General features: G+C 40.0%; 25 protein-coding genes. 7 read left to right on the forward strand and 18 right to left on the reverse strand.

The annotated features are described in order from the left end of the window. Positions 1–35 precede the first annotated feature (35 nt). The 3 genes from ACRRSQ_RS18200 to ACRRSQ_RS18210 form a co-directional block, all read right to left on the reverse strand. A complete protein-coding gene (locus ACRRSQ_RS18200) occupies positions 36–524 on the reverse strand; it encodes a nuclear transport factor 2 family protein (RefSeq protein ID WP_440877209.1) in 489 nt (162 codons plus the stop codon). A gap of 10 nt (positions 525–534) precedes the next feature. Further along, positions 535–2139 (reverse strand): 2Fe-2S iron-sulfur cluster-binding protein, encoded by a 1605-nt coding sequence (locus ACRRSQ_RS18205; protein ID WP_440877210.1) that lies wholly within the window; start codon positions 2137–2139, stop codon positions 535–537. 71 nt (positions 2140–2210) lie between these two features. After that, a complete protein-coding gene (locus ACRRSQ_RS18210) occupies positions 2211–2756 on the reverse strand; it encodes a carboxymuconolactone decarboxylase family protein (protein ID WP_440877211.1) in 546 nt (181 codons plus the stop codon). 144 nt (positions 2757–2900) lie between these two features. Between ACRRSQ_RS18210 and ACRRSQ_RS18215 the strand changes: the two genes are divergently transcribed. Further along, on the forward strand, positions 2901–3803 hold the full coding sequence (locus ACRRSQ_RS18215; RefSeq protein ID WP_440877212.1) for a LysR family transcriptional regulator: 903 nt from the start codon (positions 2901–2903) through the stop codon (positions 3801–3803). A 33-nt stretch (positions 3804–3836) separates the two neighbouring features. Here the strand turns inward: ACRRSQ_RS18215 and ACRRSQ_RS18220 are convergent, their stop codons facing one another. Next, a complete protein-coding gene (locus ACRRSQ_RS18220; RefSeq protein WP_440877213.1) occupies positions 3837–4226 on the reverse strand; it encodes an MmcQ/YjbR family DNA-binding protein in 390 nt (129 codons plus the stop codon). Between the two features lie 139 nt (positions 4227–4365). Between ACRRSQ_RS18220 and ACRRSQ_RS18225 the strand changes: the two genes are divergently transcribed. Further along, the gene (locus ACRRSQ_RS18225) at positions 4366–4656 is read left to right on the forward strand and encodes a hypothetical protein (RefSeq protein WP_440877214.1); all 291 of its coding nucleotides are present in this window, start codon (positions 4366–4368) and stop codon (positions 4654–4656) included. Positions 4657–4689: 33 nt separating this feature from the next. Here the strand turns inward: ACRRSQ_RS18225 and ACRRSQ_RS18230 are convergent, their stop codons facing one another. Further along, the gene (locus tag ACRRSQ_RS18230) at positions 4690–6861 is read right to left on the reverse strand and encodes a TonB-dependent receptor (RefSeq protein ID WP_440877215.1); all 2172 of its coding nucleotides are present in this window, start codon (positions 6859–6861) and stop codon (positions 4690–4692) included. 169 nt (positions 6862–7030) lie between these two features. After that, entirely contained in the window at positions 7031–7798 is a 768-nt protein-coding gene (locus ACRRSQ_RS18235) for a penicillin-binding transpeptidase domain-containing protein (protein ID WP_440877216.1), read from the reverse strand. Positions 7799–8061: 263 nt separating this feature from the next. Between ACRRSQ_RS18235 and ACRRSQ_RS18240 the strand changes: the two genes are divergently transcribed. Then, entirely contained in the window at positions 8062–9315 is a 1254-nt protein-coding gene (locus ACRRSQ_RS18240) for a S1 family peptidase (protein WP_440877217.1), read from the forward strand. Then, positions 9306–10271, forward strand: a complete 966-nt coding sequence (locus ACRRSQ_RS18245) for an FHA domain-containing protein (protein ID WP_440877218.1) — start codon at positions 9306–9308, stop codon at positions 10269–10271. The genes ACRRSQ_RS18240 and ACRRSQ_RS18245 overlap by 10 nt, the downstream gene beginning before the upstream one ends. A 100-nt stretch (positions 10272–10371) precedes the next feature. Here ACRRSQ_RS18245 and trpS read toward each other — a convergent pair whose 3' ends face one another. Both trpS and rpe read right to left on the reverse strand, forming a co-directional pair. After that, the gene (trpS, locus tag ACRRSQ_RS18250; RefSeq protein WP_440877219.1) at positions 10372–11376 is read right to left on the reverse strand and encodes a tryptophan--tRNA ligase; all 1005 of its coding nucleotides are present in this window, start codon (positions 11374–11376) and stop codon (positions 10372–10374) included. A gap of 45 nt (positions 11377–11421) precedes the next feature. Then, entirely contained in the window at positions 11422–12096 is a 675-nt protein-coding gene (rpe, locus tag ACRRSQ_RS18255; protein WP_440877220.1) for a ribulose-phosphate 3-epimerase, read from the reverse strand. 354 nt (positions 12097–12450) lie between these two features. On the opposite strand from rpe, the gene ACRRSQ_RS18260 reads away from it, so the two are divergent. Together ACRRSQ_RS18260 and ACRRSQ_RS18265 are read left to right on the forward strand one after the other, a co-directional pair. Next, positions 12451–13104: a TorF family putative porin gene (locus tag ACRRSQ_RS18260; protein ID WP_440877221.1), complete on the forward strand. Its 654-nt coding sequence runs from the start codon at positions 12451–12453 to the stop codon at positions 13102–13104. Between the two features lie 112 nt (positions 13105–13216). Next, positions 13217–13411 (forward strand): DUF2970 domain-containing protein, encoded by a 195-nt coding sequence (locus ACRRSQ_RS18265; protein ID WP_440877222.1) that lies wholly within the window; start codon positions 13217–13219, stop codon positions 13409–13411. 10 nt (positions 13412–13421) lie between these two features. On the opposite strand, the gene ACRRSQ_RS18270 is transcribed toward ACRRSQ_RS18265, so the two are convergent. The 9 genes from ACRRSQ_RS18270 to ACRRSQ_RS18310 all read right to left on the reverse strand — a co-directional run bounded on the left by ACRRSQ_RS18270 (position 13422) and on the right by ACRRSQ_RS18310 (position 22319). Continuing rightward, complete coding sequence (locus ACRRSQ_RS18270; RefSeq protein WP_440877236.1) at positions 13422–14243, reverse strand: Dam family site-specific DNA-(adenine-N6)-methyltransferase; 822 nt, start codon at positions 14241–14243, stop codon at positions 13422–13424. A gap of 69 nt (positions 14244–14312) precedes the next feature. Beyond that, positions 14313–15707, reverse strand: a complete 1395-nt coding sequence (locus ACRRSQ_RS18275) for a hypothetical protein (protein WP_440877223.1) — start codon at positions 15705–15707, stop codon at positions 14313–14315. 26 nt (positions 15708–15733) lie between these two features. Next, positions 15734–16798 carry a 3-dehydroquinate synthase gene (aroB, locus tag ACRRSQ_RS18280; protein WP_440877224.1) on the reverse strand — a complete coding sequence of 355 codons (1065 nt, stop codon included), beginning with the start codon at positions 16796–16798 and terminating at the stop codon, positions 15734–15736. Between the two features lie 3 nt (positions 16799–16801). Beyond that, a complete protein-coding gene (gene aroK / locus ACRRSQ_RS18285) occupies positions 16802–17320 on the reverse strand; it encodes a shikimate kinase AroK (protein ID WP_440877225.1) in 519 nt (172 codons plus the stop codon). A gap of 146 nt (positions 17321–17466) precedes the next feature. Continuing rightward, the gene (locus tag ACRRSQ_RS18290) at positions 17467–19524 is read right to left on the reverse strand and encodes a type IV pilus secretin PilQ (RefSeq protein ID WP_440877226.1); all 2058 of its coding nucleotides are present in this window, start codon (positions 19522–19524) and stop codon (positions 17467–17469) included. Beyond that, a complete protein-coding gene (locus ACRRSQ_RS18295; protein WP_440877227.1) occupies positions 19524–20057 on the reverse strand; it encodes a pilus assembly protein PilP in 534 nt (177 codons plus the stop codon). Before ACRRSQ_RS18295 ends, ACRRSQ_RS18290 begins: the two co-directional genes overlap by 1 nt. Next, a complete protein-coding gene (locus ACRRSQ_RS18300; RefSeq protein WP_440877228.1) occupies positions 20054–20662 on the reverse strand; it encodes a type 4a pilus biogenesis protein PilO in 609 nt (202 codons plus the stop codon). Before ACRRSQ_RS18300 ends, ACRRSQ_RS18295 begins: the two co-directional genes overlap by 4 nt. 2 nt (positions 20663–20664) lie before the next feature. Continuing rightward, the gene (locus ACRRSQ_RS18305; RefSeq protein ID WP_440877229.1) at positions 20665–21252 is read right to left on the reverse strand and encodes a PilN domain-containing protein; all 588 of its coding nucleotides are present in this window, start codon (positions 21250–21252) and stop codon (positions 20665–20667) included. Further along, entirely contained in the window at positions 21240–22319 is a 1080-nt protein-coding gene (locus tag ACRRSQ_RS18310; RefSeq protein WP_440877230.1) for a pilus assembly protein PilM, read from the reverse strand. The genes ACRRSQ_RS18305 and ACRRSQ_RS18310 overlap by 13 nt, the downstream gene beginning before the upstream one ends. A gap of 128 nt (positions 22320–22447) precedes the next feature. Here ACRRSQ_RS18310 and ACRRSQ_RS18315 point away from each other — a divergent pair, with 128 nt between their 5' ends. Next, a complete protein-coding gene (locus ACRRSQ_RS18315; protein WP_440877231.1) occupies positions 22448–25024 on the forward strand; it encodes a penicillin-binding protein 1A in 2577 nt (858 codons plus the stop codon). A 79-nt stretch (positions 25025–25103) separates the two neighbouring features. Here the strand turns inward: ACRRSQ_RS18315 and argA are convergent, their stop codons facing one another. Then, entirely contained in the window at positions 25104–26411 is a 1308-nt protein-coding gene (argA, locus tag ACRRSQ_RS18320) for an amino-acid N-acetyltransferase (RefSeq protein WP_440877232.1), read from the reverse strand. Positions 26412–26575: the final 164 nt, after the last annotated feature.

Genomic DNA, 26575 nt, shown 5'->3' on the forward strand with positions numbered 1-26575 from the left:
CTGACCAAATAATTGTTAATCCTAAAGTCTACCCTTTATAAACCAAGTTCAGATAGCTCTGGAAAATCATCAGGCCTTTGTAGCCCTCGCCACAAAAATTTTCGGTTACCCTCCTCTATTTTTACATCGTTGATACTTGCATAGCGTTGCTCCATCAAGCCTTTTTCATTAAATTGCCAGTTTTCATTGCCGTGTGAACGAAACCATTGCCCTTTATCATTTTGCCATTCATAAGCAAATCTTACCGCAATTCTATTACCAGTAACTGACCACAATTCTTTCACCAATTTATAGTGTTTTTCTCGCTGCCATTTGGCCGTTAAAAAGGCCACTATTTCGGTACGACCACTAATAAATGAATCACGGTTACGCCACTGTGAATTAAGACTATAAGCTGTAGCGACTAATTCAGGTTGCTGGGCGTTCCACGCATTTTCAGCCTTACGCACTTTTTCAATAGCTTGCTTATGAGTGAAGTTGGGTAATGGATGTCTTACTTCTTCAATTGATAAATCTATATTCATTATTTTTCTCTTAAACGTTAATCTTTAAATGGTCAGAGTTCGGTCTAGATACGCACAAACACATTTTTCCAGAAGCGCGTTCGTTATCGGTTAAGCAAGTATCTCGATGGTCAATACTGACCATTGGATCTACTTGTACAATGCAACTTTTGCACTCCCCTGTTTGGCAGCTAAATGGTACTGAAACGCCCGCCTCCAGCACGGCATCTAAAAGCGATTGGTCACTTGCTACGTCAATTTCTTGTGCTGATTTGGTTAAGGTAAGTGAGCACGCTGTGGCTGATTTATCGATTTCAGCGTTAAATTGTTCGTAATGCAGCCTTGCTTTAGCGACTCCAAACTCCTGAGCAATGCTTTTCAGCTCAGCCAACATTGATGACGGGCCACAAAAATAAAAGTGTGTTGTTTGCTTTTTTTGTACTGACAAATTTGCAAAGAGCTTTCTTAGTGATAGTTTTTCACCCGCTTGCGAAGAATATAAATGCAGCTTTTCTGCTAGCTGACGCTTTAACCTGCCAGCATAAGGCATCAATTTTTCGGTTCGGCCAGCATAATGTAATTCAAATGATTCATTTTGTTTAAGTAGTGCTAATGCCATTGATTTTATTGGGGTAATACCAATGCCGCCCGCAATTAAAACCGTATGTGATAAGTTATTTTCTAAAGGAAAATGATTATGTGGTTTTTTACAATGTAAGGTCAGACCTAACTGATATTGTTGATGAACCGCGATAGACCCTCCTTTACCTTTGTCTTCACGCTTTACCGCTATTTCATAACAGTCGGTTCGATTAGGATTACTACTAATCGAATAGCTGCGCCATGCGATCTCTCCATTATCTAATTCAATAGGTACTTGAATGTGAGCGCCGGCTGAAATTTTTGGTAGTGCGGCATCGGTTAATCCTCGTAATTCATAGGCACGAACCTCAGGTGTTAATTGCCTTACGCCTGAGATCACCACAGGTAATTCGCCATCACCTAAGACTTTGCTTAATGCATGAGTACGAGATAAACGGTTATTCGCTGCATCGGCTTTAAGCTGCTGAATTTCAGCTTCTAATGGCTCAATCAAGGCTGAAAGTTCTAACTCACTGTACCTTGGGGTGATATGTTGCGGGCAGTTCCAATCAAAAGCGGCGATCTTAATGATAAATCCCCGTTCGACACGCGCTCTATAATGTTCATCTTCTAATGACGCTAATTTCTCCCAATCGCTTTCATCAACTAATGAAATTGTGCCAATAATTTTCAATCGACGACGATTAGCGTAGTCCATTAAAATTAGCGAAACCTTATCATTTTTTCTAAAATTCCCCGTGCTAATGTATTGGCGATTACCTTTATAATCTGCAAAGCCCAAAGTTTGTGCATCAATCACTTTAAGAAAGCCTTTAGGGCCGCCGCGATGTTGTACATAGGGGCAGTCAGTTTCACCCACACTTGCCATATAAAAGCTGTCACGGTTTTGAATAAAATCACTTTCTTCTTGAGAAATAAGATGATTGTAATCTTCTCCGCTGTCCATACTCGCGTAACCGCTGCGGCTATTTTGCTCTACTTGTACTTGTCTGACTGATTCAGTAAAAGCAATTTTTGCGTATTGATGTGCCATCGGCTTGCCCTCTATAAAGTAAATAAAATATAAAGAGACATTTCCGACTCTTTATATTTTGATGCAGTGACTTAAGATGCTTTTTGTAAATCAATTTTAGGAAAATCAATTTCTACACGGCTTGCTTTCCCTAATATATTAGTTAAAAAATTCATCCCCACATGGGTAATTATTTCAACAATTTCAGCATCAGAATAACCGGCATTACGTATTTCTAATAACTCAGCAGTAGTAACATCACCATTATGTTCAGCTAACGAACGTGAAAATTTCACCGCGACAGCCGCTTTAGCGTCTTGACTACCGCCAGCACGATTAGCCAGCATTTCATCACCTGACAGCCCTGCGTTTTTACCAATAGCGGTATGCGCTGATACACAATATTGACAAGCATTTTGCTCTGCTAACCCTAATGCAATGCGTTCTTTGGTTTTACCGTCTAGCTCGCCATCATTAGCAATGCCATGTAAACCTAAAAATGCCGTTAATGCGGCGGGTGAGTTAGCAAATACTTTTAAGAAATTAGGCACAACACCTAATTGCTTTTCAATCGCAGCAAATAGCGCTAATTGTTGCTCGTTAGCTTGCTCTGCAGTCACTAAATTAATTCTACTCATGATCCATTCCTCTTATTCATTATTAAAGTTAAGTCTTACTCCCTTATTCGGGGTTGAAGCTAGTGTGCTACAAAGCGCTTCCTTTAAGAATAACCAAGATATACAATTGATTATTTCAAAAATTGAAACAATCGAAAAATAGTCATGTTAGATCAAATACAATTAATGTCGGTATTTGTCGCGGTTGCTGAAGAGCAAGGGTTTGCTGCAGCGAGTCGTCGGCTAAATATGTCGCCACCAACCGTTACACGTGCCATTGCTACACTAGAAGAGCGTTTATCGGTTAAATTATTTAATCGAACTACAAGGCATGTCAGAGTTACCGATGCCGGCATTCGTTATTTAGATGACGTTAAGCGGATATTAGATGACATTGCATTAGCCAACGAAGCTGCACAAGGAGTAAATGCAACGCCACAAGGGACTATCAGTGTGACCGCGCCGGTATTATTTGGCCAACAATATGTTTTACCTTCCGTAATAGAGTATTTAAATACTCACCCTAAAACCAAAGTAAATACTGTATTTTTAGACCGTATCGTTAACATGTTAGAAGAAGGGTACGATGTTGGCGTACGCATTGGCGAATTACCAGACTCTTCAATGCGTGCAAAAAAAGTAGGCTCAGTTCGCTTAGCATTAGTGGCTTCACCCGAGTATTTAAAAAAGTATGGCATCCCTCAACATTATTCTGAATTAAACACTCATTCATTAATTGAGGTACAGGTAGGCAATCTCAATCAAGATTGGAAGTTTGTTGAAAATGGTAAGATAATTAATCAGCACATTAAATCGCGACTTAAGGTAACCACGAATCAAGCTGCCATTAACGCCGCAGTTGCAGGATTTGGCATCACCCGTATCGTTTCATATCAAGTAGCTAATGAGTTACAAAACAATAAATTAAAGTTTGTATTAGAACCTTTTGAACAAGCCCCGTTACCCATAAATATTATTCATCGAGAAGACAGATTATCTTCCGCTAAAGTCAGGAGCTTTATTGATTTGCTCGCATCAAACCTGAATGAACAAACGGCGTTTAACTAATGACAATAACACTACAGCACTTAAGATTAGCGCTTATGTTAAATGTAGCATTATAGACTGCTGATCTTTCTTGGTCATTTTACTCACAACCAGTTGGAATGAATTATCAATCATACGTTCTACTTCACCCTGCGGAATTGAGCCATCAAGAATGATCGTATTCCATTGGGCTTTGTTCATGTGGTAACCAGGGATCACTGACGCAAAGATATCGCGCAACATCATCGCCTCTTGTGGATCACATTTTAAATTCATCCACCAGTATTGCTCATTGCTGTCCCCACCCTTACCCATTTTGCCAAGAGATAGCGTCGCGAACATTTTATTGTTCACTTTAAACACCGAAACGTCTTCACCAAAAGGAAAGGTTTCGCTGCTTTGTGGTTTTGCTAATAAATAGCGCTTAGCTTGTTTCTCATCCATGGTATTGGGCTCAGCTTTAATTCAATAGCTTCACTTTAAAACGCTCTTTGCTAGATCTCAAGCATCATGGCGTTGAAATTTTTTTCAACGAAAATCTGTCTTAGTAACTATGAATATCTATTTAATGCTGAGGTCGGCCATGCCTAGCTCATCTAGACAAAACCCGCAGCCAAAGATTAAGAATAATGTGGTAAGTATTTTAACCCATTTATCGCCAGAGCAACGTCATACATTTGCTCTGCGCGCTAATGCAGCTGCAAAAAGAAAGCGGGAAAATAACGAACAAACTAAGCCAAAGCCAACATCGAATGCTGAACAATCTCAACAGCAGCAACAAGGAGTTGGCTTTTTCTTTACTCGTATAAAAGTATTTATCGATAAATTAATGATGCGCAATACTGAGCATCACTCAAACAAAAAAGGAGCATAATAGCTCCTTGGATTCATTTTGATTTAGCAATAATTAGAAGCTGTAGCTCACTTCAGCCCAAGCACTTAATCCTTCACTTGGTAAACGCGTCATTACCGGCGTATCTGTACCCATAACGCGGTTATAACCACCTAAATGATTTTGATATTCACGGTCGAGTAAATTATCAACACCGCCACGTATGGTTAAACTTGAGTTAACGAAGTATTCAACGTCGATATTGACAAGACCATAGCCTGATGTTGTTTGCTCATCATTAGTCACTGACACGTCGTCTTGCGCTGCTACGGCAACGAAGGTTAAGTTAGTAGTAAGTTTGTCATTAACATAACTTACGCTAACTTGGGTATTTAGTGGCGCAATGCGATATAAATTATCATCAATATCACGACGTTCGCCACGCACATAACTTGCAATACCTGATAACTGGAAGTGCTCATTTAGATTGTAATACCAGCTTAAGTCTAAACCGTATAACTTAGCGTCAACATTGCTAAATTGTAGGTAATCTTCCATGGGTACCGCTGTACCTTGAATGTAGTCGTCAATGTTTTGATAAAAAACATGCGGTGAAAACATCGCTTTTTCACTTTGATAGGTTAAACCAATATCGGTTTGGTAGGCAGTTTCAGATTTTAAATTAATATCGCCAATATAGGTTTTACCATCTGCTAGGCCACCAGTTGCTTCCATTGGCATCCACAAATAACGTTCTTGATAAGACGGTGCGCGGTTTTTAATGCCAACCCCTGCATATAACGACCATTGATTATTTAATTGAGTTTGGCTGCTTAACGCAATATCAACATTGGTATCAGATACGTCACGGTTGGCATTATTAAAGTCTTCACTTCGGTTCATTCCTCCCATGCTCATTCCCATATCCATGTCACTACCCATGTCCATATCGCTACCCATGTCCATGTCGCTACCCATAGCCATGTCGCTGCCCATGTCCATGTCGCCGCCCATGCCCATGTCGCCGCCCATGCTCATACCCATATTCATATGCACTTCATCAGCATTAGCATCTGCGTGTTTAATGCGAACACCTAGCTGAACATTGGTTTTGTCATAGGTATTTTGCCATTCAGCAAATAAGCCATATCGGTTGTCTTTTACATTGTTGAAATTCATCATTTCAAACATGGCATTATTTGGATTGGTAACGACTGAATCGTGAGTGGCAAAATAACCATCAACACCCCAAGTAATTTCACCAAAATCAAAATGACGATTGAAACTAATGGCAAAATCAGTGGTATCTGCTGTTGCTGTATTACGACGATATTTGCTCATATCATTGTTTTCGCGCATCAAAAAGTTGGTCATACCGTGATCAGCATCAAGATGTCCTACTAACCAGTCACCCTGCCATTTTCCAGCCGTAAAGCTACCGTCTAAATTAAAGCGGTGGCTTTCGATATATTCAATATCCATTGGCAATGCTGGTGTTCCAGAGTCGGTAGTTTCAGTATAGTGATAACTTAAGCCAATATCGCTGTCGCCTTGCACATAACGAATATCGCCGCCAAGCTGCACTTTATCAAAGGCGGTTGGATGAATTTCGCTGCCGTCACCGCTTTCCATGTTATCGCCTTCTTGCATATTGCCGTATACCATAACAGCAACATCGCCTTGCGCGGCATTACCAACAGCCGATAGCGTTTTAGCACTGTTATTGCTGCGATAGCCCGCTTGAATATCACCACTGGTTGCTAATTTGTCAGAATTCATGGTTTCCGCTTTACGCATTTTGACATCAATCGCACCACCTAAGGTATTAATACCTGCAGATACTGGTGCAATACCGCGATAAACGGTCATCGAGTCAACAATAAGCGGCGTTGAATAGCTTAACGGGGTATCCATAGCATTTGGTCCAGCACCAATAATTGGGTGACCATCTAAAGAAGCCGCAACACGGTCACCAAAAAGACCACGGTACTGAGCAATGCCGGTAACCGGGCCATTACTGTTAATATTTGCGCCAGGAATTGAACTTAACCAGTTTGCTAAATCAGGCACGCTAGTTTTACCTTTAGCAAAACTTTGATCATGGCTTAAGTCATTATGACGTTGATGGGTAATGGTTAAAACTTCAATGTCTTTTGCATCGGTAGCAAAGCTTGGCAGAGCCACGGCACTTAAAGACAACAACGCAAGGTTAATAGCAACTGAAGTAGGCTTAAGAGAAAATGTCATAATAGCTTCTTGTTTATTATTAAAAAATTGCAGCTATTTTGTTGTTGATTACATTTGAAAACAAAGAATATGTGCACAACTGCGACAGATTGTCGCAGTTAATCAATCACTTATTTGATGCACGTCAATTTTGGCAAATGAGTGCTCGTTACCTAAGGTAATTCAGTGGTTAAATTATCGCTAACTTTTTCAGGTGATTAATGACAATCTGGGTACGTGATTTTTTCATTTCACCGTAAGTTTTACGATTAAAGTTAAAGGCAAAATAATGCGTGCCAGCTTTGTTTTCAACAAAGCCAACATACCAACCTAACATGGAATTATCGTCTACTTTACCTGCACCCGTTTTTGCGTACATTTTATAGTGCGCATCTTGACCCGCTAACATGACTTGCTTGATAGTCGCTAAGCTCTTCTCTTTTATAGAAAATGTATTCTCATTTAGCTTCTGCAAGAAGGTAATTTGTTCGTTGGCGGAGATTTTCATACTGCCATTTAGCCAAAAACTGTCTAAACCTGAGGAAATATCTTGGTTGCCATAATTAAAGCGCTTTAGCGCTTGTTGCATATTAGCGCTGCCAATGTCGCTCGCTAATTGGCGATATACCGCCACCATTGAAAACTTAAATGCGGTCGATAAGCTATATTCAGGTAACTTCCATACCGATGGCCACCATTGCTGCGGTGGATATTTTTCTTTATCAAAACTCATCACTTGCTCAGCATTTTCAATAAGACCAAGTTCTAAACCAATTACGCTATTGGGTACTTTAAAGGTAGAAAACGGGCTAAAAGCGGTATCGGCACGCTTGGCATTAATGACATGTTTTTGCTGACTTTGTTCACTGAAAATAACCAAAGTACAATCAATCTGCCCTTCAAGGCAGTATTCTGTGGTTTCTGATGAAGGTTTTGCTTGTACAGAATTGAATGACAAACAAGCGCCGAGCATTAGAGTTAAGGAAACATTTTTTAGCTTTATCATGGTCAAATTCACCAGCGTTAATTTTTATTAAACAACAAATGTAGGGCTATGTTACTTTCATTCATCAAATAAAAGCTAGTGCTTATCTGCGCGCAGTTGACTCAGATCGTTTTAACTTAATCAAAGTAACGCTAATTAATTAATGACAAACACAGAAACAATGGCACAATGAGAATTGCTTTTATGCCCTATAGCATTCATAACAAGGAATATTAATGAAAGGTTTTATTGCCTTCTGCTTATTTACCGTCAGCTTTTTCAGCTACAGTGGTGAGCAAGCAGAAGAAATTTTCAAACAGTTTGCTCCCTCACTTTATCAAATAAAAATTATCGACAAAGCCAGTGGCGAAAAATCATCAATAGGCTCGGGCTTCCAAATTACGGCAAACGGCTTAATTGCCACTAACTATCATGTTATTTCGAGTTACGCACGTCATCCGCATAAATACCAAATTGAATACTTAGATCATCAAGGCAATAAAGGCACGTTAGCTTTAGAAAGTGTTGATGTGATCAATGACCTAGCTTTAGTTAAACGAGAAACCAGCTCAGCAATGCCATTTTTCCCAATTGCCAAGCAAGCGCCAATTAAAGGCGAGGAGTTATTTTCGTTAGGTAATCCGCACGACTTAGGCATGATAGTTGTGCCCGGCACCTACAACGGCTTGAAAAAAGAATCGTTTAACGACCGCATTCACTTCACCGGTTCGGTTAACTCAGGCATGAGCGGTGGTCCGGTTGTTAATCATGAATCGCAGGTTGTCGGTATTAACGTTGCAACTTCCGGTAACCAAATTGGTTTTTTAGTACCGCACGATAAACTGCAAACCTTATTTGATAATTACCTCGCCAAAGCGCCCGATAATATCGAACAGCAAATGACCAACCAATTGGCCGATAACCAAAATAAGTTATTTTCTCGATTATTGTCAGCTAACTGGAGCATGAAACAATTAGGCGAAGCACGCATTCCAACCATCGATGTACCTTTTATCCGTTGTTGGGGTGAGTCAAATGCCGATAAAGCTGACGCCTTGATATTGGTGGCTGTCGCAAACTGTTCACTTGATGAAAATACCTATTTATCATCACACTTTTTTACCGGCTCTATCGATATGGAATTTCGTTACATGCAGGCAAAAGACTTAAGTGATCAAAAATTCTATCACTTATATCAAAACCGTATTCGTCAAGCTGGTCCTGGCAATCGCGCAGGTAAAGACGATGTTACAGAATTTCAGTGCCATCACGACGTAGTATCTCCCGAAAAAAGTAGTAGCACCAATAAAGCGGTATTTTGCACCCGCGCTTATAAAGATTTCCCAAATCTTTACGACATTTTATTCTTATCAGCGACGGTTGATAAAAACAATAAAGCACTGGTGAGTCATTTTACCGTTGCCGGTGTTGACCAAAATAATGCCATGGCCTTTACACAACGCTTTTTGGAGACGGTTTCATGGAATTAATTATTGAAGAAATTAGCCGTGGTCATAAATTACTGGGACGTCATAAATTTGCGCAAAAGAATATTCGTATCGGGCGAGGCTACCAAAACGACATTATTTTAGATGATCCGCATATTTGCCCCGACCATTTACACATTAACTTTGATGGTGAAAACTGGATAGTCACTGATGAAAACAGTATTAACGGTAGCTATTTGGAAGATGGTAAACGCACCGTAAGCCAACATATCGTTAAATCAGGCGATGTGATCTCGTTTGGAAAAAGTCAGATCCGATTACTTTTCCCTAATCACCCTGTTGCCGAAAGTGTTGAATTTAGCCCATTTGAAAGCTTAATTGATTTTGCCCGCCAGCCAATTGCCCTAATCGCAAGCATTTCGTTATTTGCGTTTATTGCGGGGTATATTTTCTTCCTCAATCAAACCATCGAAGTGCCGTTGACTAAAATTGCAGTACCGGCTATTGGCATGACCTTAATGTTTGCCCTTTGGCCTGGCGCTGTTGCTTTGGTGTCGCATTTAACCAAACACGAAAGCCGAATACTAAGCCAATTAGGCGTCGCATTTTTGCTGTATAACTTAATGTGGGTGAGCGATATTATCGAAAGCATTGCAGGTTTTAACTTATCGGCAAACTGGCCGGTTGGTTTGTTAACAACACTGCTTCCAATAGCGCTGGCATTTTGCTTGTTTTGGCTAAACTGCTATATCGGTTTTCACATGAACGCAAAACGCCGCTTGATTATTTCATCGGCATTAACCTGTTTAGTTTTTGGCGGCACTTTTTTAATTCAGCTTAGTAAGACTCCAGAATTTCGCAGTCAACCGCAATACGACGCTACCATAATGACACCGTCATTTTTGTTTAGCTCTGGCTCAACGACAGATAAGTTTATTGCAGACAGTAACAAGCTTTTTATGAAAGTCGACAAAGAAGCGCAAGAAGATAAAGAATAAAAACAAAAAAGCCAGCAACTAAGTTGCTGGCTTTTATATTTTTATCACTTGAAGCTTTTAACTTGTAGCTTCTAGCTTCTAGCTTGAAGCTTCTCACTATTTACGGCTTAGGAATAAAACCCACTGCATCGTAAACCGACGCTAATACTTTACTCGCACGTTCTGACGCTTTATCAGCACCATTTCGCATCACTTCATTTAAAAACGCTTGGTCATTGCGGTACTGGTGGAAACGCTCTTGAATTGGCGCTAATAAACCGACAACCGCTTCAGCAACATCACCTTTTAAGTGACCATACATTTTATCTTCATACTGTGGTACCAAATCAGCCACGCTTTGCCCAGTAGCACAAGAAAGTAATGACAATAAGTTCGATACACCTGGTTTTTCTTTTACGTCAAAATAAATACGCGCTTGCTCGTCAGAATCGGTTACCGCACGCTTAATTTTTTTAGTGATTTTTTTAGTATCTTCTAATAAACCAATAAAGTTACCTGGGTTAGTATCCGACTTTGACATTTTTTTAGTTGGCTCTAACAAGCTCATTACACGGGCGCCATGTTCCGGAATAAAAGGCTCTGGCACAACAAAAACGTCACCGTAAAGATTATTAAAACGAGTGGCAATATCACGCGCTAATTCTAAATGTTGTTTTTGGTCATCGCCCACAGGTACGCGGTCGGCGCGGTATAATAAAATATCAGCCGCCATTAATACTGGATAGGTAAACAAACCTGAGTTCATGTTTGCTTCAGATTTTTGCGACTTATCTTTATATTGGGTCATGCGGTTAAGCTCGCCCATTTGGGTATAACAGTTTAATACCCAACTTAATTGTGCATGCTCTGGTACATGAGATTGAATAAAAATAGTGCTTTGTGCGGGATCAACACCACACGCTAAATACAAGGCTAAACCGTCTAATGTTGCATCACGTAACGCTTGTGCCTCTGGGCGTACAGTAATAGCATGCTGGTCAACTAGCATATAATAGCAGTCATGACTTTGCTGCATATTAACCCACTGTTTTATTGCACCCAAATAGTTACCAATAGTCAGCTCACCTGATGGCTGACAGCCACTTAATACGATAGGTTTAGTCATGTGTATCCTTTAAATATTTCTCTATTCTTTATAAGCTGGCGTTAACTATTCGCCAACCTTACTTAATTCTGCACGCATTTGGTCAATAACGGTTTTATAATCGGGCTGTGAAAAAATCGCAGAGCCGGCGACAAACATATCAGCGCCAGCCTCGGCTATTTCTTTAATGTTATCGACTTTTACACCACCATCGATTTCCAAGCGAATATCACGACCACTGTCGGTAATTCGCTGTTTCACCAATTTCAATTTATCTAATGTTGACGGAATAAACGACTGTCCACCAAAACCTGGATTAACAGACATCAGCATAATGCTATCGAGTTTATCAATAATAAAATCTAAATAATGTAACGGAGTCGCAGGGTTTAGTACTAAACCCGCTTTACAGCCATGATCTTTAATTAACTGTACAGTGCGATCAACATGTTCACTGGCTTCAGGGTGGAAGGTAATAATATCGGCACCTGCTTTGGCAAAAGCAGGAATTAAACTATCGACCGGTTTTACCATCAGGTGAACATCAATTGGTGCGGTAATGCCGTAGTTTCTTAGTGCTTGGCAAAACATTGGGCCAAAAGTGAGGTTCGGCACATAGTGGTTATCCATCACATCAAAATGAACAACGTCTGCCCCTGCAGATAATACTTTCGCAACATCTTCACCTAAACGTGAAAAATCAGCTGATAAAATAGATGGTGCAATTAAAAATGAAGACATACTTTACCCCTCGCCAAAATCAGCGCTACTTTATAACAATTCAACACAATATGCGATAAAACTGACGGTTTTTCCCCTTAATTCACCATAATAGCGCAAAGATTATTGCTGAAACTTTACGCACTCCATTTGTGCAATTACATTTTTTGTTTTGCACTCAAATCGTGCAGCAGAGATTTAAACAAGATAATCATAATTTGACCAATAAACAAAACAAATAATATATCTCATTGTTAATTAAGAAATAATAAATTTATTTTTTTGATTTTTACGGCTCAGGCATTGTCTTTGCAATTAAACATTCAGAAATATCATAAATTTTATTAATAATTAAAAATATGCAAGGGTAAAAACATGAAAAAAACACTACTTTCTATCACGCTTTCATCATTATTAGCTTCTACAGCATTTGTATCAACTCAAGCTTCTGCTATTGCAGACGTTGAAGGTTTATCTGCAAATGTAGGTGTTGTATCACAATACTTCTTCCGCGGTGTTGCTCAAACAGGCACAGCTTCAGCAAGTGCTGGCCTAGATTACGAAAACAGCGGTTTTTATGTAGGTACTTGGGCTGCTGACGTTCAAGATGGTTTAGAAATTGACCTATATGGCGGTTACGGCGGCGAATTTGAAGGCGGTTTAGGTTACAGCGTAGGCTTTACCACTTACCAGTATACCGGTGATTTTGATACATCTTACAACGAAATTAACTTAGGTTTAAGCTACGGTATATTTTCACTTTCATACAATATAGGTGAGTGGGAAGTTGAAGGTGGTTCAGACCAAGATTACGATTTCCTTTCTGCTACTGTTGAGCACGAAGGCTTCTACGCGACATACGGTACTTGGGGTGACGACTTTGACGGCGACTACGTTGAGTTAGGTTACGGTACTGAAGTAGCTGGTTTTGATGTAGGTGTTGCAGTTATTGCAAACTCAAAAGAACTTGATGCAGAAACGGGTAAAGGTGATGAAAACCTAGTATTTAGCATTGGTAAATCTTTCTAAGCTAAGTTCTTAAAATTTAAAGCCCAAATACCGCATGGTGTTTGGGCTTTTTTGCTTCTATAGCCAAATTTGCTATGCTCATAGTTCCAAAAAAGATCGTATAAGTCATGCTATGAGTAAGCCGCAATCCATTAAACAAACCGTGAAAAGTGTTGCCGCAGCATTTTTAGGCGTGCAAAGTAATAAAAATCGTCAGCAAGATTTTACCCAAGGAAAGTTCAGTCACTTTGTTATTGTTGGCATTGTTGGCGTAGTCTTGTTTGTTTTGTGCCTAGTTGCTGTTGTTGCTTTGGTGATACCGAGCTAAAGTAGAATCATTACTTTTTGTTATATTTCACTAATAGTTCAGCCACTTTTTTACGACCGTTACCTTTTTGGCTAATGGTTCTTGCCACCTTAATCGATTTTAGTTTGTCAGCATTTTCATAAATTTTACGCGTCCAAATCGTATCATGATTACTGATCACTACCGTTGCGCCTTGCTCAGTGCTTACTTCTTCTGCAGCGTTCGCTAAATCGGCTTGCTCATCTAAACCAAAACCATTACCTGCATAGCTGGTAAAGCTCGCGGTTTTACTTAACGGTACATACGGTGGATCGCAATAAATTACATCGCCAGTGTTGGCGCGAGCAAATGTGTCTCGATAGCCTTCACAGACAAAGGTTGCACGCTGTGCTTTTTCAGCGAAAAACTCTAATTCAGCTTGAGGAAAATAAGGTTTTTTGTATTTGCCAAATGGCACATTATAGCCGCCAGACTTGTTATATCGACATAAACCATTGTAACCATGGCGGTTCATATAAAGAAAAATTAGCGATCGAAAGTATGGGTCGTCACTGGCATTAAACTCACTACGTAGCTGGTAGTAAACCTCTGGCTGATTGTTTTCAGGAGTGAACACCCGCTGAGCGTCGTTAATAAAACGTTGCGGCTGCTCTTTAAGAATTTGATAAAGATTAATCAAGTCTTGATTAATATCATTGAGCAGATAATGGTCGTAGTCAGTATTAAGAAAAATAGAGCCTGCGCCAACAAAAGGTTCAATTAAACAATCACCTTGCGGAAGCATTTTTCGAATAACATCGCTTAAGCCATATTTACCGCCGGCCCATTTAAGAAACGCTCGATGCTTTTTAATCATGCCTACCAAAAACCTTCATCACTACTGCAATTTAAAATAAAGGCGAATTGTATCCTGTATTACGTGTTAATGGGAGCTTTCAAAGCTATTGATTTCACTATTAACCGTGTTAATTGTTTTAATAAATGGTTTTAAGTTTTGAATGTGCGAAGGCAAACCATTTAAATAGTCAACCGCCAAGTTTCGCTCATCAAAAATAGGCGAAGTTACCATCAGCATCGATTGATTGGCGATTAATCTATGATAGCCATGAAAACCAATGTCTCGATTAGCGACTAAAAATTCATCTAAAATACTTTGCTTAGAAAACCCTGAAAATTGAATAACAAAACCCGACTCAGCAGCTAGGTAATATTGAGGGTTTAGCCCCTGAAAGGTCAATAAATTTACTGTTGAACGATTAGTTGGTTTTAACTCGCTTTGTATTACTTTACGCTGTTTCGGTATGCTAAGTTGTGGCTCGGCTCTACTGTTATCGACAAACGAGTTAACAATCGCCATTGAAATTTCTTCGCTGTTTGCTGGTTGTGAAGCAACTTCAATCGCTTTATTTTCATGCGACGCTGAAAATTGAAGTAATGCTGAATAAATATCTTGTGCACTGGCCGCTATGATTGGCTGGTCAGTCAAATGACTCGATATATTGATATCGTCAACTTCGGTTATCGTTGCATTATCTATTTGCGCAGCACTTTCTTTCGTTGGAGTTAGTGGCAAGACAAAATCGGACTGCTCACTAGTCTTTAATTCTCGCTCCTCTTGAGCCGGAAGTTGGCTAAAGCTGGCACTGTCTAATTGATATAAATACATGATAGTCGCGATAGAAATCACAGAAATGATAGCAACTAATAAACTCACTTGTTTAGCCATTGGCGCCGAAAATATTGATCTTTTAACTTTAAATAACGCTGAAGTGACCGGTACAAGCTGACCTGAATGTGCCAATAAAATCGACATGTTTTTATCAAAAAGATGATCATGCTCTGCAGTCAGCCTGCCCGCATCGAGGTTACCTGACATAACAACATTAATATCTAGATTGGCTTTTTTCGCGATTAACGCAAGTTGGGTGAGTTCATGGAGCAATTGAACCGATGCGTTGTGCATATTTTCAGCAACGATGCTGATCGCTTTACCTTGTTGTTTGGCTAAATTAAACAAGCTTACAGCGAGGGATTGTTCGGGATCGAATAAGGTATTGGCAAACAGTTGTTCAATAATACGACATCTTATTTGAATATCGTTTAATTTTGACGAAATGGCGATGTAAGCCGCATTGTGTTCGTCAGGTAATGCTGCCAAAAATTGATTGGTTACTTCAGAGCATACACTGTTGTCTTCATCAATGACTAATACAGCATGCTTAGAAAAGCGTAAAACATAATCAATGCGCGCATTGGTGCTTATTTTAGTGACACTTTGATTATGTTGTATTTCTTCTGATTTTTGTGCTGCAGGCATGCTTCACCTATCTGTATTAAGTTCAATTACAGAATTTGCTGAAGCATTTCCTCAGTGATGTCGTCACGTATTTCTGACTGACCTATTGCTGTTGGTACGATAAAACGTAGCTTACCAGCAATATTCTTTTTGTCTCGACTCATATGAGACATAAAGGCATCGAAACTCATTTCACTTGGTGACTCAAGCGGTAAGCTAAAGGCAGCAATTAATGCTTCAATGCGACGAAGATCTGACGCTTGCAGTAAATTCATTGTTACTGCAAGCTTTGCAGCAAGTACCATGCCAGTAGCTACAGCTTCACCATGCAACCATTTACCATAACCTAACTCAGCTTCAATCGCATGACCAAAGGTGTGACCTAGATTTAATAAGGCACGCACGCTACCTTCTTTTTCATCGGCAGCAACAATATCGGCTTTACACTGACAACAAGTTTCAATCATTTGCGTTAAAGTCTCAGGATCGCCAGCTTTAATCGCATCAGTATTGTCTTCTAACCAGGTGAAAAACTCGCCATCGCCTAGGATGCCATATTTTATCACCTCAGCAATACCGGCATTAAATTCACGTTCAGGCAGTGTTTTTAAACTATCGATATCTATCATCACTGCTTTAGGCTGATAAAAAGCACCGATCATGTTTTTACCTAACGGATGATTGACTGCGGTTTTACCACCAACTGAAGAGTCAACTTGTGACAATAAGGTTGTTGGTACTTGAATAAAATCTATTCCACGTTGATAACACGCTGCCGCAAAGCCAGTGATGTCCCCAATAACACCGCCACCAAGCGCAATTAATGTGGTATCGCGTCCATGAGCACCAGCTAACAAGTGAGACATAATTAGCTCAAAATTAGCCAGGTTTTTCTGTGCTTCGCCATCAGCTAAAACCACTTCGTCAACATCAAAGTCGCTGAGTTGATTTTTTAAGGCTTCAAGGTAAAGAGGCGCTACAAGATCGTTAGATACGATGCAAACACGTTTGCTACGGATATGTTTAGCAAAAAGGCTACTATCACTTAGTAGCCCAGCGTCAATATAGATAGGGTAACTTCGGTCACCCAATTCAACATGGAGAGTATTCATTGATTAGAAATCTAAACGTTCCACAATTTTATTCGCAACTACTTTTGCGCTTTGATCATCTGTTTTAACGATAACGTCAGCGATCTCTTCATATAACGGGTTTCTTTCAAGCGCTAACTTTTCTAAAACTGTGCGTGGTTCTTCTGATGTTTGCAATAATGGACGACGACGATCACGTTGCGTGCGAGCAACTTGTTTATCAATAGTTGTTTCTAAATAAACAACAATACCACGGGCTGATAAGCGATTTCTAACTTGGCTACTAATCACTGAACCACCGCCAGTTGCCAATACGATGCCTTGCATTTCGCTTAAATCATCAATAACGCCTTCTTCTCTTTTGCGAAAACCTTCTTCGCCTTCAAGATCAAACACCCATGCGATATCTGCACCTGTGCGGCGCTCTATTTCCTGATCAGAGTCATAAAAGTCTAAATGTAGCTTATCTGCCAATTCACGACCTATGGTACTTTTGCCTGCGCCCATTGGGCCTACAAGGAATATGTTACGTTTTTCTGCCATTAGACTAACTTAATTCTCATTAAAAATTAATTACGGTTACAGGTATGAGGGGAGCCCTCGAAAATTTTAAGGGCGTAATTATCGCAATTGTTCGGTGTAGATTGCAAGTAAGTGGTGAGAAAATACCCCACTTACTTGCAAAATAATTAAAAATGCTCAGTAACGATACGTGGTGTAACAAATATTAACAGCTCTTTCTTTTCGTTAAAGTTGTTACTATTTCTGAACATCCAGCCAAAATATGGAATATCTCCTAACACTGGTACTTTCGATACAGTGCTAATAATTGACTGCTGATAAATACCACCGAGGACGATAGTTTCACCATTGTTTACTAATACTTGTGTGCCAATTCGCTGTGTATCAATGGCAGGCGCCTGACCATTTTGCACATCAGATACGGTATCTTGGGTAACCACTAAGTCTAAAATAATGCGATCATCCGGCGTAATATGTGGCGTTACGGTTAAGCTCAATACCGCTTTCTTAAATTGTGTTGCCGTAGCGCCACTTGAAGCCGCTTCTTGATAAGGAATTTCCACACCTTGTTCAATATACGCTTCTTTTTGATTGGCAGTGGTAATACGAGGACTGGCAATAATTTCGCCTTTATTCTCTTTTTCCATTGCCGATAGTTCTAAATCTAAAATGGTACCATCAGCGAGTCTCGCCACTTGAAATGCTATACTACCTGCAGGGTTTGCGACAGGTAAATTGACATTCATTCGGTCATTAATACTTGGTAAATTACCGGCCGTTGCTGAGTCGTTACCTGCAATTGAGCCTGAACTGGTGTATTCACCATCGGTATTCGTTACGCCCCAACGAATACCCAACTCTTCGTTAATATTGTCTTTTACTGTCACCATACGAGATTCGATAACAACTTGGCGCACAGGGATGTCTAAAATATTCACCATGCGTTTGATATCTTCAATGCTATTGGCAGTATCGCGTATCAATAATGTATTAGTACGCTCATCAACACTTACGCTACCGCGCTCAGATAAAATGCTGGTATCTTCATTTTTGATCAAGTTGGCAAATTCAGAGGCTTTTGCATAGTTCACTTGCACATATTCTGAATATAGCGGTGCAAGCTCTTCAACTTGTTGCTTAGCTTGCAGATCTCTTGCTTCACGCGCGGCTAATTCATCACTTGGGGCAACCATTAAAATATTGCCTTCCATGCGTTTATCTAAACCTTTAACTTTTAAGATAATATCGAGCGCTTGATCCCAAGGAACACCGTCTAATCTTAAGGTAATGTTGCCTGCTACCGTATCACTGGTAACTAGGTTAAAACCATTATAGTCAGCAATAATTTGTAACACCGTACGTACAGGAATGTCTTGGAAGTTTAATGAAATGGCACGACCTGAAAAGTCATCAGCCTCACCTAAATAGCCAGGTACCTTGACTTTTTCAACAACCGTTAGCGAAAAAATATTGTTCGCTTGATTATGTGAAAAAGTAAACTCGCCATCAATATCAACCACTAAACGTGCATTTCGACCATCTTTAAAGGTTTCAATACCGGTCACTAAGGTGCCAAAGTCAGTAACATCAAGCTTATAAAGCAAATCTTCAACAATTTCAGTATTGTGAAATTCGATATAAAGCTTGCCAAGTTTATCACTAACATCAACAGCCACCATGCTGTCAGCTAGGTACACTAATACCTGCGCTTCATTTTCTTGGCCGCGACGAAAGTCAATTGAGTCAATATTATTAATAAAGTCGCCGCCCACTGGCGTAAGTTTAGCGATTGGTGTATTTGAACTATTTTTATTTAACGTTACTGCAAATTGGTTGTCAGTTTGTTTAACATCAAAAATCGCTAATTTCTCAAGGTTGATCGAGGCAACAACTAAACCGGCAAGCTTTTGCACGGTAATATTTTCAACGCCTGCATGCTCTACAGTGGTTGATAATAATTGCAAATCAAAATCGTCCGCGTCGAAGGTGATATCAATTCTTGCTGGATTCATTGAGGTTTTTACTTGCGGTTGAACACTAATAGTTTCAGATAATGAAAAAACCAGTTCAATCTCTTGATTTTGCAAAGTATTATATTCAACACCCGTTAGGGTCGCTGAAAAAGCTGTTGAAGAACATACGCATAAAAGTGCCGTATATAGCAGTTTTATTCCGGCAGTACGGATAGTAGTATTAATTTTTTTCATTTTATTATTTAGCAACATTACTTCCTTTGCCCCTCTGAATCCGCTTTTACCATATTCACGACAGTTTCGCGCTCTACCCAACAACCAGCACCATCGGGAATCAATTCGATGACCTTGACACTATTTTGACTTACGTCTGTTATTCTTCCGTTGTACATGCCTACATATCCACCTACCGCAACGCGATGTAAAGTTGCATCTGACGCTTCAACCAGCGCCCAAGTTATACCAAGTTCCCCTAACGTGCCTCGCATAGATAAATCGCTTAAAGCATATTTTTCCAATGGCTGCTTTCTGCGACGAGGATCAGGACTTAAACAACCTGACATTTGTTGAATTTTTTCTTGAATTGCTTCGGGTTTAGGCGCATTAAATGGGCTCCTTAACTCTTCCGCAGCATATTCTACATGCCTAAATTGTTCAATTTCAGGCATAGGTTCAATATAAGCCTTAGTATTTTCTTGTACTTGCACCATATGTGTTTTTATATCACTGGTATCGTCAAAACAGCCTGCTAACAAAATACAAGGTAATAACATTAACTTTTTCATTCTGTCTCAGACTCCTTATATCGATAAGTTTTAGCCTGTAGCTTTAAACTTAGTTCCCCTTGACCTTGTGTATCTCGCGCAATCTTAAAATTATGTAAGGTTACTATGCGTGGTAGCCCTGCAATTTTACTAACAAAGTGCCCGAAATCATGATAACTACCAATCACTTCAATATCGATTGGCAGCTCAACATAAATTTCACGTGTGATTTCTGGCTGCCAGTTCAATTTTACAAAGTTTAAATCACTGGTTGTGCCAACAAAGGTAATATCATCTAACAAACCAGGTGTTTCATGGCTATCTGGCAAACTTTTTAATTGATTGGCAAACATAGATTCCGCTTCTTTCATTTGCGCTTTAAATAAATCTAAATTGGCAGAAATATGATATTTAGTTTTGTACTGCTCTTTTAGGGTAATTTCGTCTGCTTTAACACGATCTAATTGTTCAATTTTTTCACTAATGATTAGTGCATAACCAACCGCAGAAACAACCACAGCCAAAAATAATCCGGCAACAAATTTTGCAGCTGGTGGCCATTGCGCAATGTTTTCAAGATCTAAATCGCTAAATTGTTCGGATAAATTAGATAAATCAAGATTCATGTCTAACCTCCTGTGCTTGTAGCTTCAACAGCGGCGTCATAGTCTTCGACTAAACCACGGATACGTATACGCATATTGAAATCACTTAACAATTTGCTTTTAGCATCGTTACTGGTAATTGACTCTAAAATTGCATCAGCAAATAAATTTGAACGCTCGATTTCACGGATCATATTTGCCAAATGATTGTTCGATTCACTCTTACCAATAATCTGAATACTGTTCTCATCTTTTTCGATGCTAACTAAGTATACGCCATTTGGCACAACTTTCGCTATTTCATCAAGAACTTGTGTACCTACATTACGACTACGTTGTAATTGCTCTACTACACCGATACGTTTTTTAAGCGCACTTTTTTTATCGTTTAACGACCGTATTTCACTAATCTTAATATCAAGAATTTGAATTTCATTTTTCAAAAACTGATTACGTTTGAGCTGACCGTCAATTCTCGCTTGATAAACCTGCCCAACAATAAAAACAATAGCAAAAGCGACGATACAAACCGCCGCAAGTAAGGTGAAAAACTGCTGTTGCTTGGCTTTTTGCGCTTCTTCACGCCATGGAAGTAGGTTTATATATGCCATTGCGAAAAACTCCTAAGCGCTAAGCCAGTAGCAACCATAAGTTGCGGCGCTACTTTTTCTAATTTTTCTTGGTCTATTTTTTCAGAAACAGTCATATTGCTAAATGGGTTAGCGATAATCGTATGAATACCTAACTCTTCTGCAAGTAATTCCTGAATACCTTCAACTAAACCAGTTCCGCCTGAAATAATTAGGTAATCGACCTTTTCTTTACCACTGGCAGTGAGAAACATTTGTATAGCGCGGCGAATTTGTTGAACTAATATGGTATGAAATGGCGCCAAAACCTCGAAGGTGTAATTAGGCGGAAGATCTTGGCTAACTTTCGCGGCTTCGGCTTCTTCAAAGGTTTTGTTGTAATAAGATACAATCGAACGTGTGTATTGTTCGCCACCAAAAAGCTGATCGCGACTATAAATGTGATTGCCCGCTTCGGTGACCGAGAATAATGTCATCGTGGCGCCAACATCCGCAATGGCAACGACTTTTTCGTTAGCATCTTCTGGCAATAAAGACAGGCAAATATCGTGTGCCCGGCTGATGGCATAAGATTCAACATCAATGACTTTAGCTTCAAAGCCACCCGCTTCTAATGCCGATACGCGGGCCTCAACAGACTCGGTTCGTGCTGCGCTTAAAAGGACATTGATTTTACTCGGATCTGATTCATTAACATCTAAGGTTTCAAAATCTAGGCTTACTTCATCTAGTGGATAGGGAATTAAACTATCGGCTTCAATTTCGATCTGGCTAGCAAGCTCATCTTCATTAAGAGCAATGTCCATGTAAATCACTTTCGTGATAACCGTTTGACCGGAAACTGCCGCTGCAGCATGTGAAACAGATGAAGCAATTTGTTTTCTTACTTTAGCGACAATGTTACCAACCGCTTCAATATCTTGAATTTCACGATCAATCACAGCGCCGCGTGGCATTGGTTCAACCACATAGGCTTCTAAGATATAGCCATCATTCCCCTGGTTTAACAAAACAGCTTTAATAGAGTGGGAGCCGATATCTATCCCTACTATCATCGATGCTTTCTTTTTCCATAGATTGCTCAGCATAACTACCTACTAGATCATATTGTTATAGTAATATTAGACATAATATAGATATATTTACATTTATTACATGCTTTTACGCGATATACTAGTACTATTATTGAGTTTTTTTATTTTAATGAGTTTTTATTTTGTTTTCACTCAAACGAATCGCTAAAATTTTAACTGTATTATTCTTATTAGCTGTTGCGGCAACAGTCGCCTTATATATCAGCATGAAGGATGAATTGCCAAGTGTCGAGTCTTTAAAAGACCTTAAATGGCAAACACCTATGCAAATATATAGCACAGATGGTGCGTTAATATCACAATTTGGTGAAAAAAAGCGCATTCCGCTGACATTAGATCAAATGCCTCAACAACTTATTGATGCAATTTTGGCGACAGAGGACGATCGTTTCTATTTGCATTTTGGCGTGGATCCAATCGGTATGTCTCGCGCAATTTTTGGACAAATTATCGGTCAAAACAAAGGTGGTGCTAGTACCATTACCATGCAGGTTGCACGAAACTTCTTCTTAACGCGTGAACAAACTTATATACGTAAAATTCGAGAAATATTCACCGCTTTTCATATTGAACGCCTGTTAACCAAAGATGAAATTCTAACGCTTTACTTAAATAAAATTGAATTAGGCCACCGCGCCTTTGGTTTTGGTGCAGCTGCACAAGTCTATTACGGCAAAGATATTAACGACTTAACACTTGCACAAATTGCCGTATTAGCAGGGTTACCAAAAGCGCCCTCAACGATGAATCCGATTAGCCGCCCTGATCGCGCAAAAGACCGACGTGCTGTGGTATTACACCGCATGTTAGTGAGTGATTACATTAGTATGCAAGAATATCAAGAAGCAATAAACGCACCGATCACCGCTAAAAAGCACGGAGTAGAAATAGAATTAAGTGCACCGTATATTGCGGAAATGGCGCACCAAGAAATGGTCGACCGCTACGGAAAAGAACAAGCTTATACTGGCGGTTATAAAGTTTTCACCACAGTACCCTCTTCGCTTCAACGCGCAGCGCAACAAGCGGTTGTTGAAAACCTGCTAAATTATGATCAACGCCACGGCTATCGTGGTGCTCTTTTCTCGTTAAGACCAGAGCTAGCTAAGGACAGCGAGCAGCCTAAAACTCTCGACCAAGTTGAGCCATTGACCGATGAAGAAATTACCAAGACATTAACCAATGTTGCCACTTACCAACAGTTAATACCCGCAGTTGTCACAGATGTTCAAGAGCAGTCAGCAACTATATCTTTTGTTGATAACCATAGTGCTGACATTGCTTGGCAAGGCATGTCTTGGGCAAGAGCTTTCATTAATAATGAAAAACAAGACGTTGCCCCTAAATCAGCAAGTGAAATACTCACCTACGGCGATGTGATTTATGTTATTGACCAAGGTGAGCAAAACTTTGTCTTAAGTCAGCTCCCTGAAGCAAGTTCAGCATTGGTGTCATTATCGCCAGATAATGGTGCCATAAAAGCGGCAGTGGGTGGCTTTAGCTTCAAACAAAGCCAGTTTAACCGAGTCACGCAAGCAAAGCGTCAAGTGGGCTCTAACATCAAACCTTTTATCTATTCCGCTGCGCTTGATAATGGCATGACCTTAGCTTCGCTCGTTAATGACGCGCCCATTAACCAATGGGATAGAAGCTCAGGTGTTGTTTGGCGCCCCAAAAACTCACCACCAGTATACAGTGGTCCTTTGCGCGTAAGGTTAGCGTTGGCACAATCTAAAAATGTCGTCGCGGTAAGATTGCTGCGCGAAGTCGGCTTAAACAAAATTATCGACCATCTATCGGGTTTTGGTTTTATGCCTGACGAATTACCGCGTAATGAATCTTTAGCCCTAGGCTCTGCATCACTTACGCCATTAGAAGTTGCCACAGGTTTTGCCGCCTTTGCCAACGGTGGTTATCTAGTTGAGCCTTACTTAATAGAACGTATTGAAGACTCGTTTGGCAACGTAATTTATCAAGCAAATCCCAAAATCGCTTGTGACACCTGCATAGAAGAACTTAATGGCGAGAGCTTAGCTGATAGCCTTGATAATCAAACAGCACAATTAAATGATGACAACCTAAAGCAACCTGAAGCAGATAGTGAAAAAATAGTGTACCAACAAGCCGAGCGCGTAATTTCACCACAAAATGCTTTTTTAATTACTGAGGCTTTAAACTCTGCTATTTGGGGAGCCGACTGGCGTAATAAACCTTATTGGCAAGGCACTGGCTTTCGTGCGCGATCTCTTGACCGTCGCGATATTGCTGGCAAAACCGGTACCACTAACGAAGGTAAAGACGCATGGTTTTCTGGGTTTAGTCGCCGTTTAGTGGCAACATCATGGATAGGTTTTGATGACCATAGTAAAAACCTTGGCCGCACTATTTACAACGCCAATTTAGATAAAAACCAAGTGACTGGCGCAGAAGCAGGCGCAAAATCAGCGCAACCGGCTTGGATACGTTTTATGGAAACAGCATTACAAGACTATCCATTTGAAGGGTTTGAACAACCACAAGATGTGGTGAATGTGCGTATTGATAAAGCCACAGGTAAACTAACCACCAAAACCGACAGTAGCAGTTTATTTGAATACTTTGACGTTGGCACCGAGCCGATTGATTATGTCACCCAAGATAACAGCCACGAAATTTTAGAGGGCAGTAATGAGCCTGTTGTTGAAGAAGATATTTTCTAGTTTTAACGACTAACAATAAAGAAAGGGACAATAGCTTGGCTATTGTCCCTTTTTTAATGCTTTTTGTTTGCATACTTTCTTAAATATTTTTACTAAATACTTTCGATTTACGTTGCAGGTTATACATTTGCTGCTTGCCTTCAGGTAAATCTTCTACAGATTGCTCGGTAAAGCCTTGCTCTAAAAACCAATGAGAGCTTACTGTGGTTAAAATGAAAATGGAATCTAAGCCTTGTTTTTTAGCCTCTGCTTCTACTGCTTCAATTAACCGCACACCGCGTTGTCCGCCTCGATAATCAGGGTGAATAACCACACAAGCAACTTCACCCGTATTGTGGTCTGGATACGGATATAACGCTGCACAAGCAATAATAACATCTTCTTTTTTGATCACGGTAAATTGTTCAATTTCCGTTTCCAAAAGCTCACGTGAACGCTTAACTAATGTGCCTTCTTCTTCAAGCGGAGCAATTAGCTCTAAAATTCCGCCAACATCATCAATCGATGCCGTGCTAATTTGCTCACGATGATCTTTTGCGATCAGTGTACCTGAGCCGTCACGCGTGAACAGCTCTTGCAATAACGTGCTATCATTTTCATAGCTAATGCAATGACAACGCTCAACACCTTGTTGATTGGTTTGCAAAATCGCTCGCATTAATAATTGCTTTTCGTGCTCATCGGTTTGGCTAATTAGCTTGCTAACCGTGCTTGCGCTGCAACTTTTTATTAATTTACCTTTGGCATCTAATAAACCATCTTGGTCGGTAAAGGTGATCAGTTTATCTGCCTTTAAGGCTATCGCCGTTTGTGTGGCAACATCTTCCAATGACAAGTTAAAGACTTCGCCAGTTGATGAATAACCGACCGGCGAGAGCAGCACAATTGAGCCAAAATCTAGCTGGGTATTGATGCCGACAGCGTCAATTTTACGCACTAAACCTGTGTGTTTAAAATCAACCCCGTTACGCACGCCCATAGGTTTGGCAACAACAAAATTACCGGTGCTGACCCGAATTTGTGCGCCATGCATTGGCGAGTTAATCAGCCCCATAGTGAGCAAGGCTTCAATATGAATGCGCATTGAACCTGTGGCATCTTTTACTGCCGCTAAAGTTTCACTGTCGGTAATTCTGACATTATCTTCAAACTCTTGTGCAACACCGCGATACTTCATGCGTTCTTCAATTTGCGGGCGCGCGCCATGCACTAATACCAGCTTAACGCCTAAGCTGCGCAGTAAGGCAATATCATGAATAATATTGGCAAAATTCGCGTGATTGACCGCTTCACCACCAAACATTAAGACAAAGGTTTTACCCCGATGAGCATTAATATAAGGCGCGGCGTTTCTAAACCACTTGACGTTATTTTTATTCGAGTCCATAAACACTACTTTTAATGACTATATAACCACTATTAAATACAAAATAAGCGACAAGTCATGTGGTTACATAACTCCGCCGCTTATTCATTCTAGCTTCTAGCTTCTAGCTTCTAGCTTCTAGCTTCTAGCTTCTAGCTTCTAGCTTCTAGCTTCTAGCTTCTAGC

The sequence above is a fragment of the Thalassotalea sp. PLHSN55 genome, from assembly GCF_052030545.1.
Classification (GTDB): domain Bacteria; phylum Pseudomonadota; class Gammaproteobacteria; order Enterobacterales; family Alteromonadaceae; genus CANMXU01.

Coding starts and splice junctions, on each gene's coding strand:
- ACRRSQ_RS18295 (WP_440877227.1), bottom strand. CDS start 20,057: ATGAAAAAGTTAATGTTATTACCTTGTATTTTGTTAGCAGGCTGTTTT.
- ACRRSQ_RS18200 (WP_440877209.1), bottom strand. CDS start 524: ATGAATATAGATTTATCAATTGAAGAAGTAAGACATCCATTACCCAAC.
- ACRRSQ_RS18265 (WP_440877222.1), top strand. CDS start 13,217: ATGAGTAAGCCGCAATCCATTAAACAAACCGTGAAAAGTGTTGCCGCA.
- ACRRSQ_RS18290 (WP_440877226.1), bottom strand. CDS start 19,524: ATGTTGCTAAATAATAAAATGAAAAAAATTAATACTACTATCCGTACT.
- aroK (WP_440877225.1), bottom strand. CDS start 17,320: ATGGCAGAAAAACGTAACATATTCCTTGTAGGCCCAATGGGCGCAGGC.
- trpS (WP_440877219.1), bottom strand. CDS start 11,376: ATGACTAAACCTATCGTATTAAGTGGCTGTCAGCCATCAGGTGAGCTG.
- ACRRSQ_RS18245 (WP_440877218.1), top strand. CDS start 9,306: ATGGAATTAATTATTGAAGAAATTAGCCGTGGTCATAAATTACTGGGA.
- ACRRSQ_RS18300 (WP_440877228.1), bottom strand. CDS start 20,662: ATGAATCTTGATTTATCTAATTTATCCGAACAATTTAGCGATTTAGAT.
- ACRRSQ_RS18240 (WP_440877217.1), top strand. CDS start 8,062: ATGAAAGGTTTTATTGCCTTCTGCTTATTTACCGTCAGCTTTTTCAGC.
- ACRRSQ_RS18225 (WP_440877214.1), top strand. CDS start 4,366: ATGCCTAGCTCATCTAGACAAAACCCGCAGCCAAAGATTAAGAATAAT.
- ACRRSQ_RS18210 (WP_440877211.1), bottom strand. CDS start 2,756: ATGAGTAGAATTAATTTAGTGACTGCAGAGCAAGCTAACGAGCAACAA.
- ACRRSQ_RS18305 (WP_440877229.1), bottom strand. CDS start 21,252: ATGGCATATATAAACCTACTTCCATGGCGTGAAGAAGCGCAAAAAGCC.
- aroB (WP_440877224.1), bottom strand. CDS start 16,798: ATGAATACTCTCCATGTTGAATTGGGTGACCGAAGTTACCCTATCTAT.
- ACRRSQ_RS18205 (WP_440877210.1), bottom strand. CDS start 2,139: ATGGCACATCAATACGCAAAAATTGCTTTTACTGAATCAGTCAGACAA.
- argA (WP_440877232.1), bottom strand. CDS start 26,411: ATGGACTCGAATAAAAATAACGTCAAGTGGTTTAGAAACGCCGCGCCT.
- ACRRSQ_RS18275 (WP_440877223.1), bottom strand. CDS start 15,707: ATGCCTGCAGCACAAAAATCAGAAGAAATACAACATAATCAAAGTGTC.
- ACRRSQ_RS18310 (WP_440877230.1), bottom strand. CDS start 22,319: ATGCTGAGCAATCTATGGAAAAAGAAAGCATCGATGATAGTAGGGATA.
- rpe (WP_440877220.1), bottom strand. CDS start 12,096: ATGTCTTCATTTTTAATTGCACCATCTATTTTATCAGCTGATTTTTCA.
- ACRRSQ_RS18230 (WP_440877215.1), bottom strand. CDS start 6,861: ATGACATTTTCTCTTAAGCCTACTTCAGTTGCTATTAACCTTGCGTTG.
- ACRRSQ_RS18260 (WP_440877221.1), top strand. CDS start 12,451: ATGAAAAAAACACTACTTTCTATCACGCTTTCATCATTATTAGCTTCT.
- ACRRSQ_RS18215 (WP_440877212.1), top strand. CDS start 2,901: ATGTTAGATCAAATACAATTAATGTCGGTATTTGTCGCGGTTGCTGAA.
- ACRRSQ_RS18220 (WP_440877213.1), bottom strand. CDS start 4,226: ATGGATGAGAAACAAGCTAAGCGCTATTTATTAGCAAAACCACAAAGC.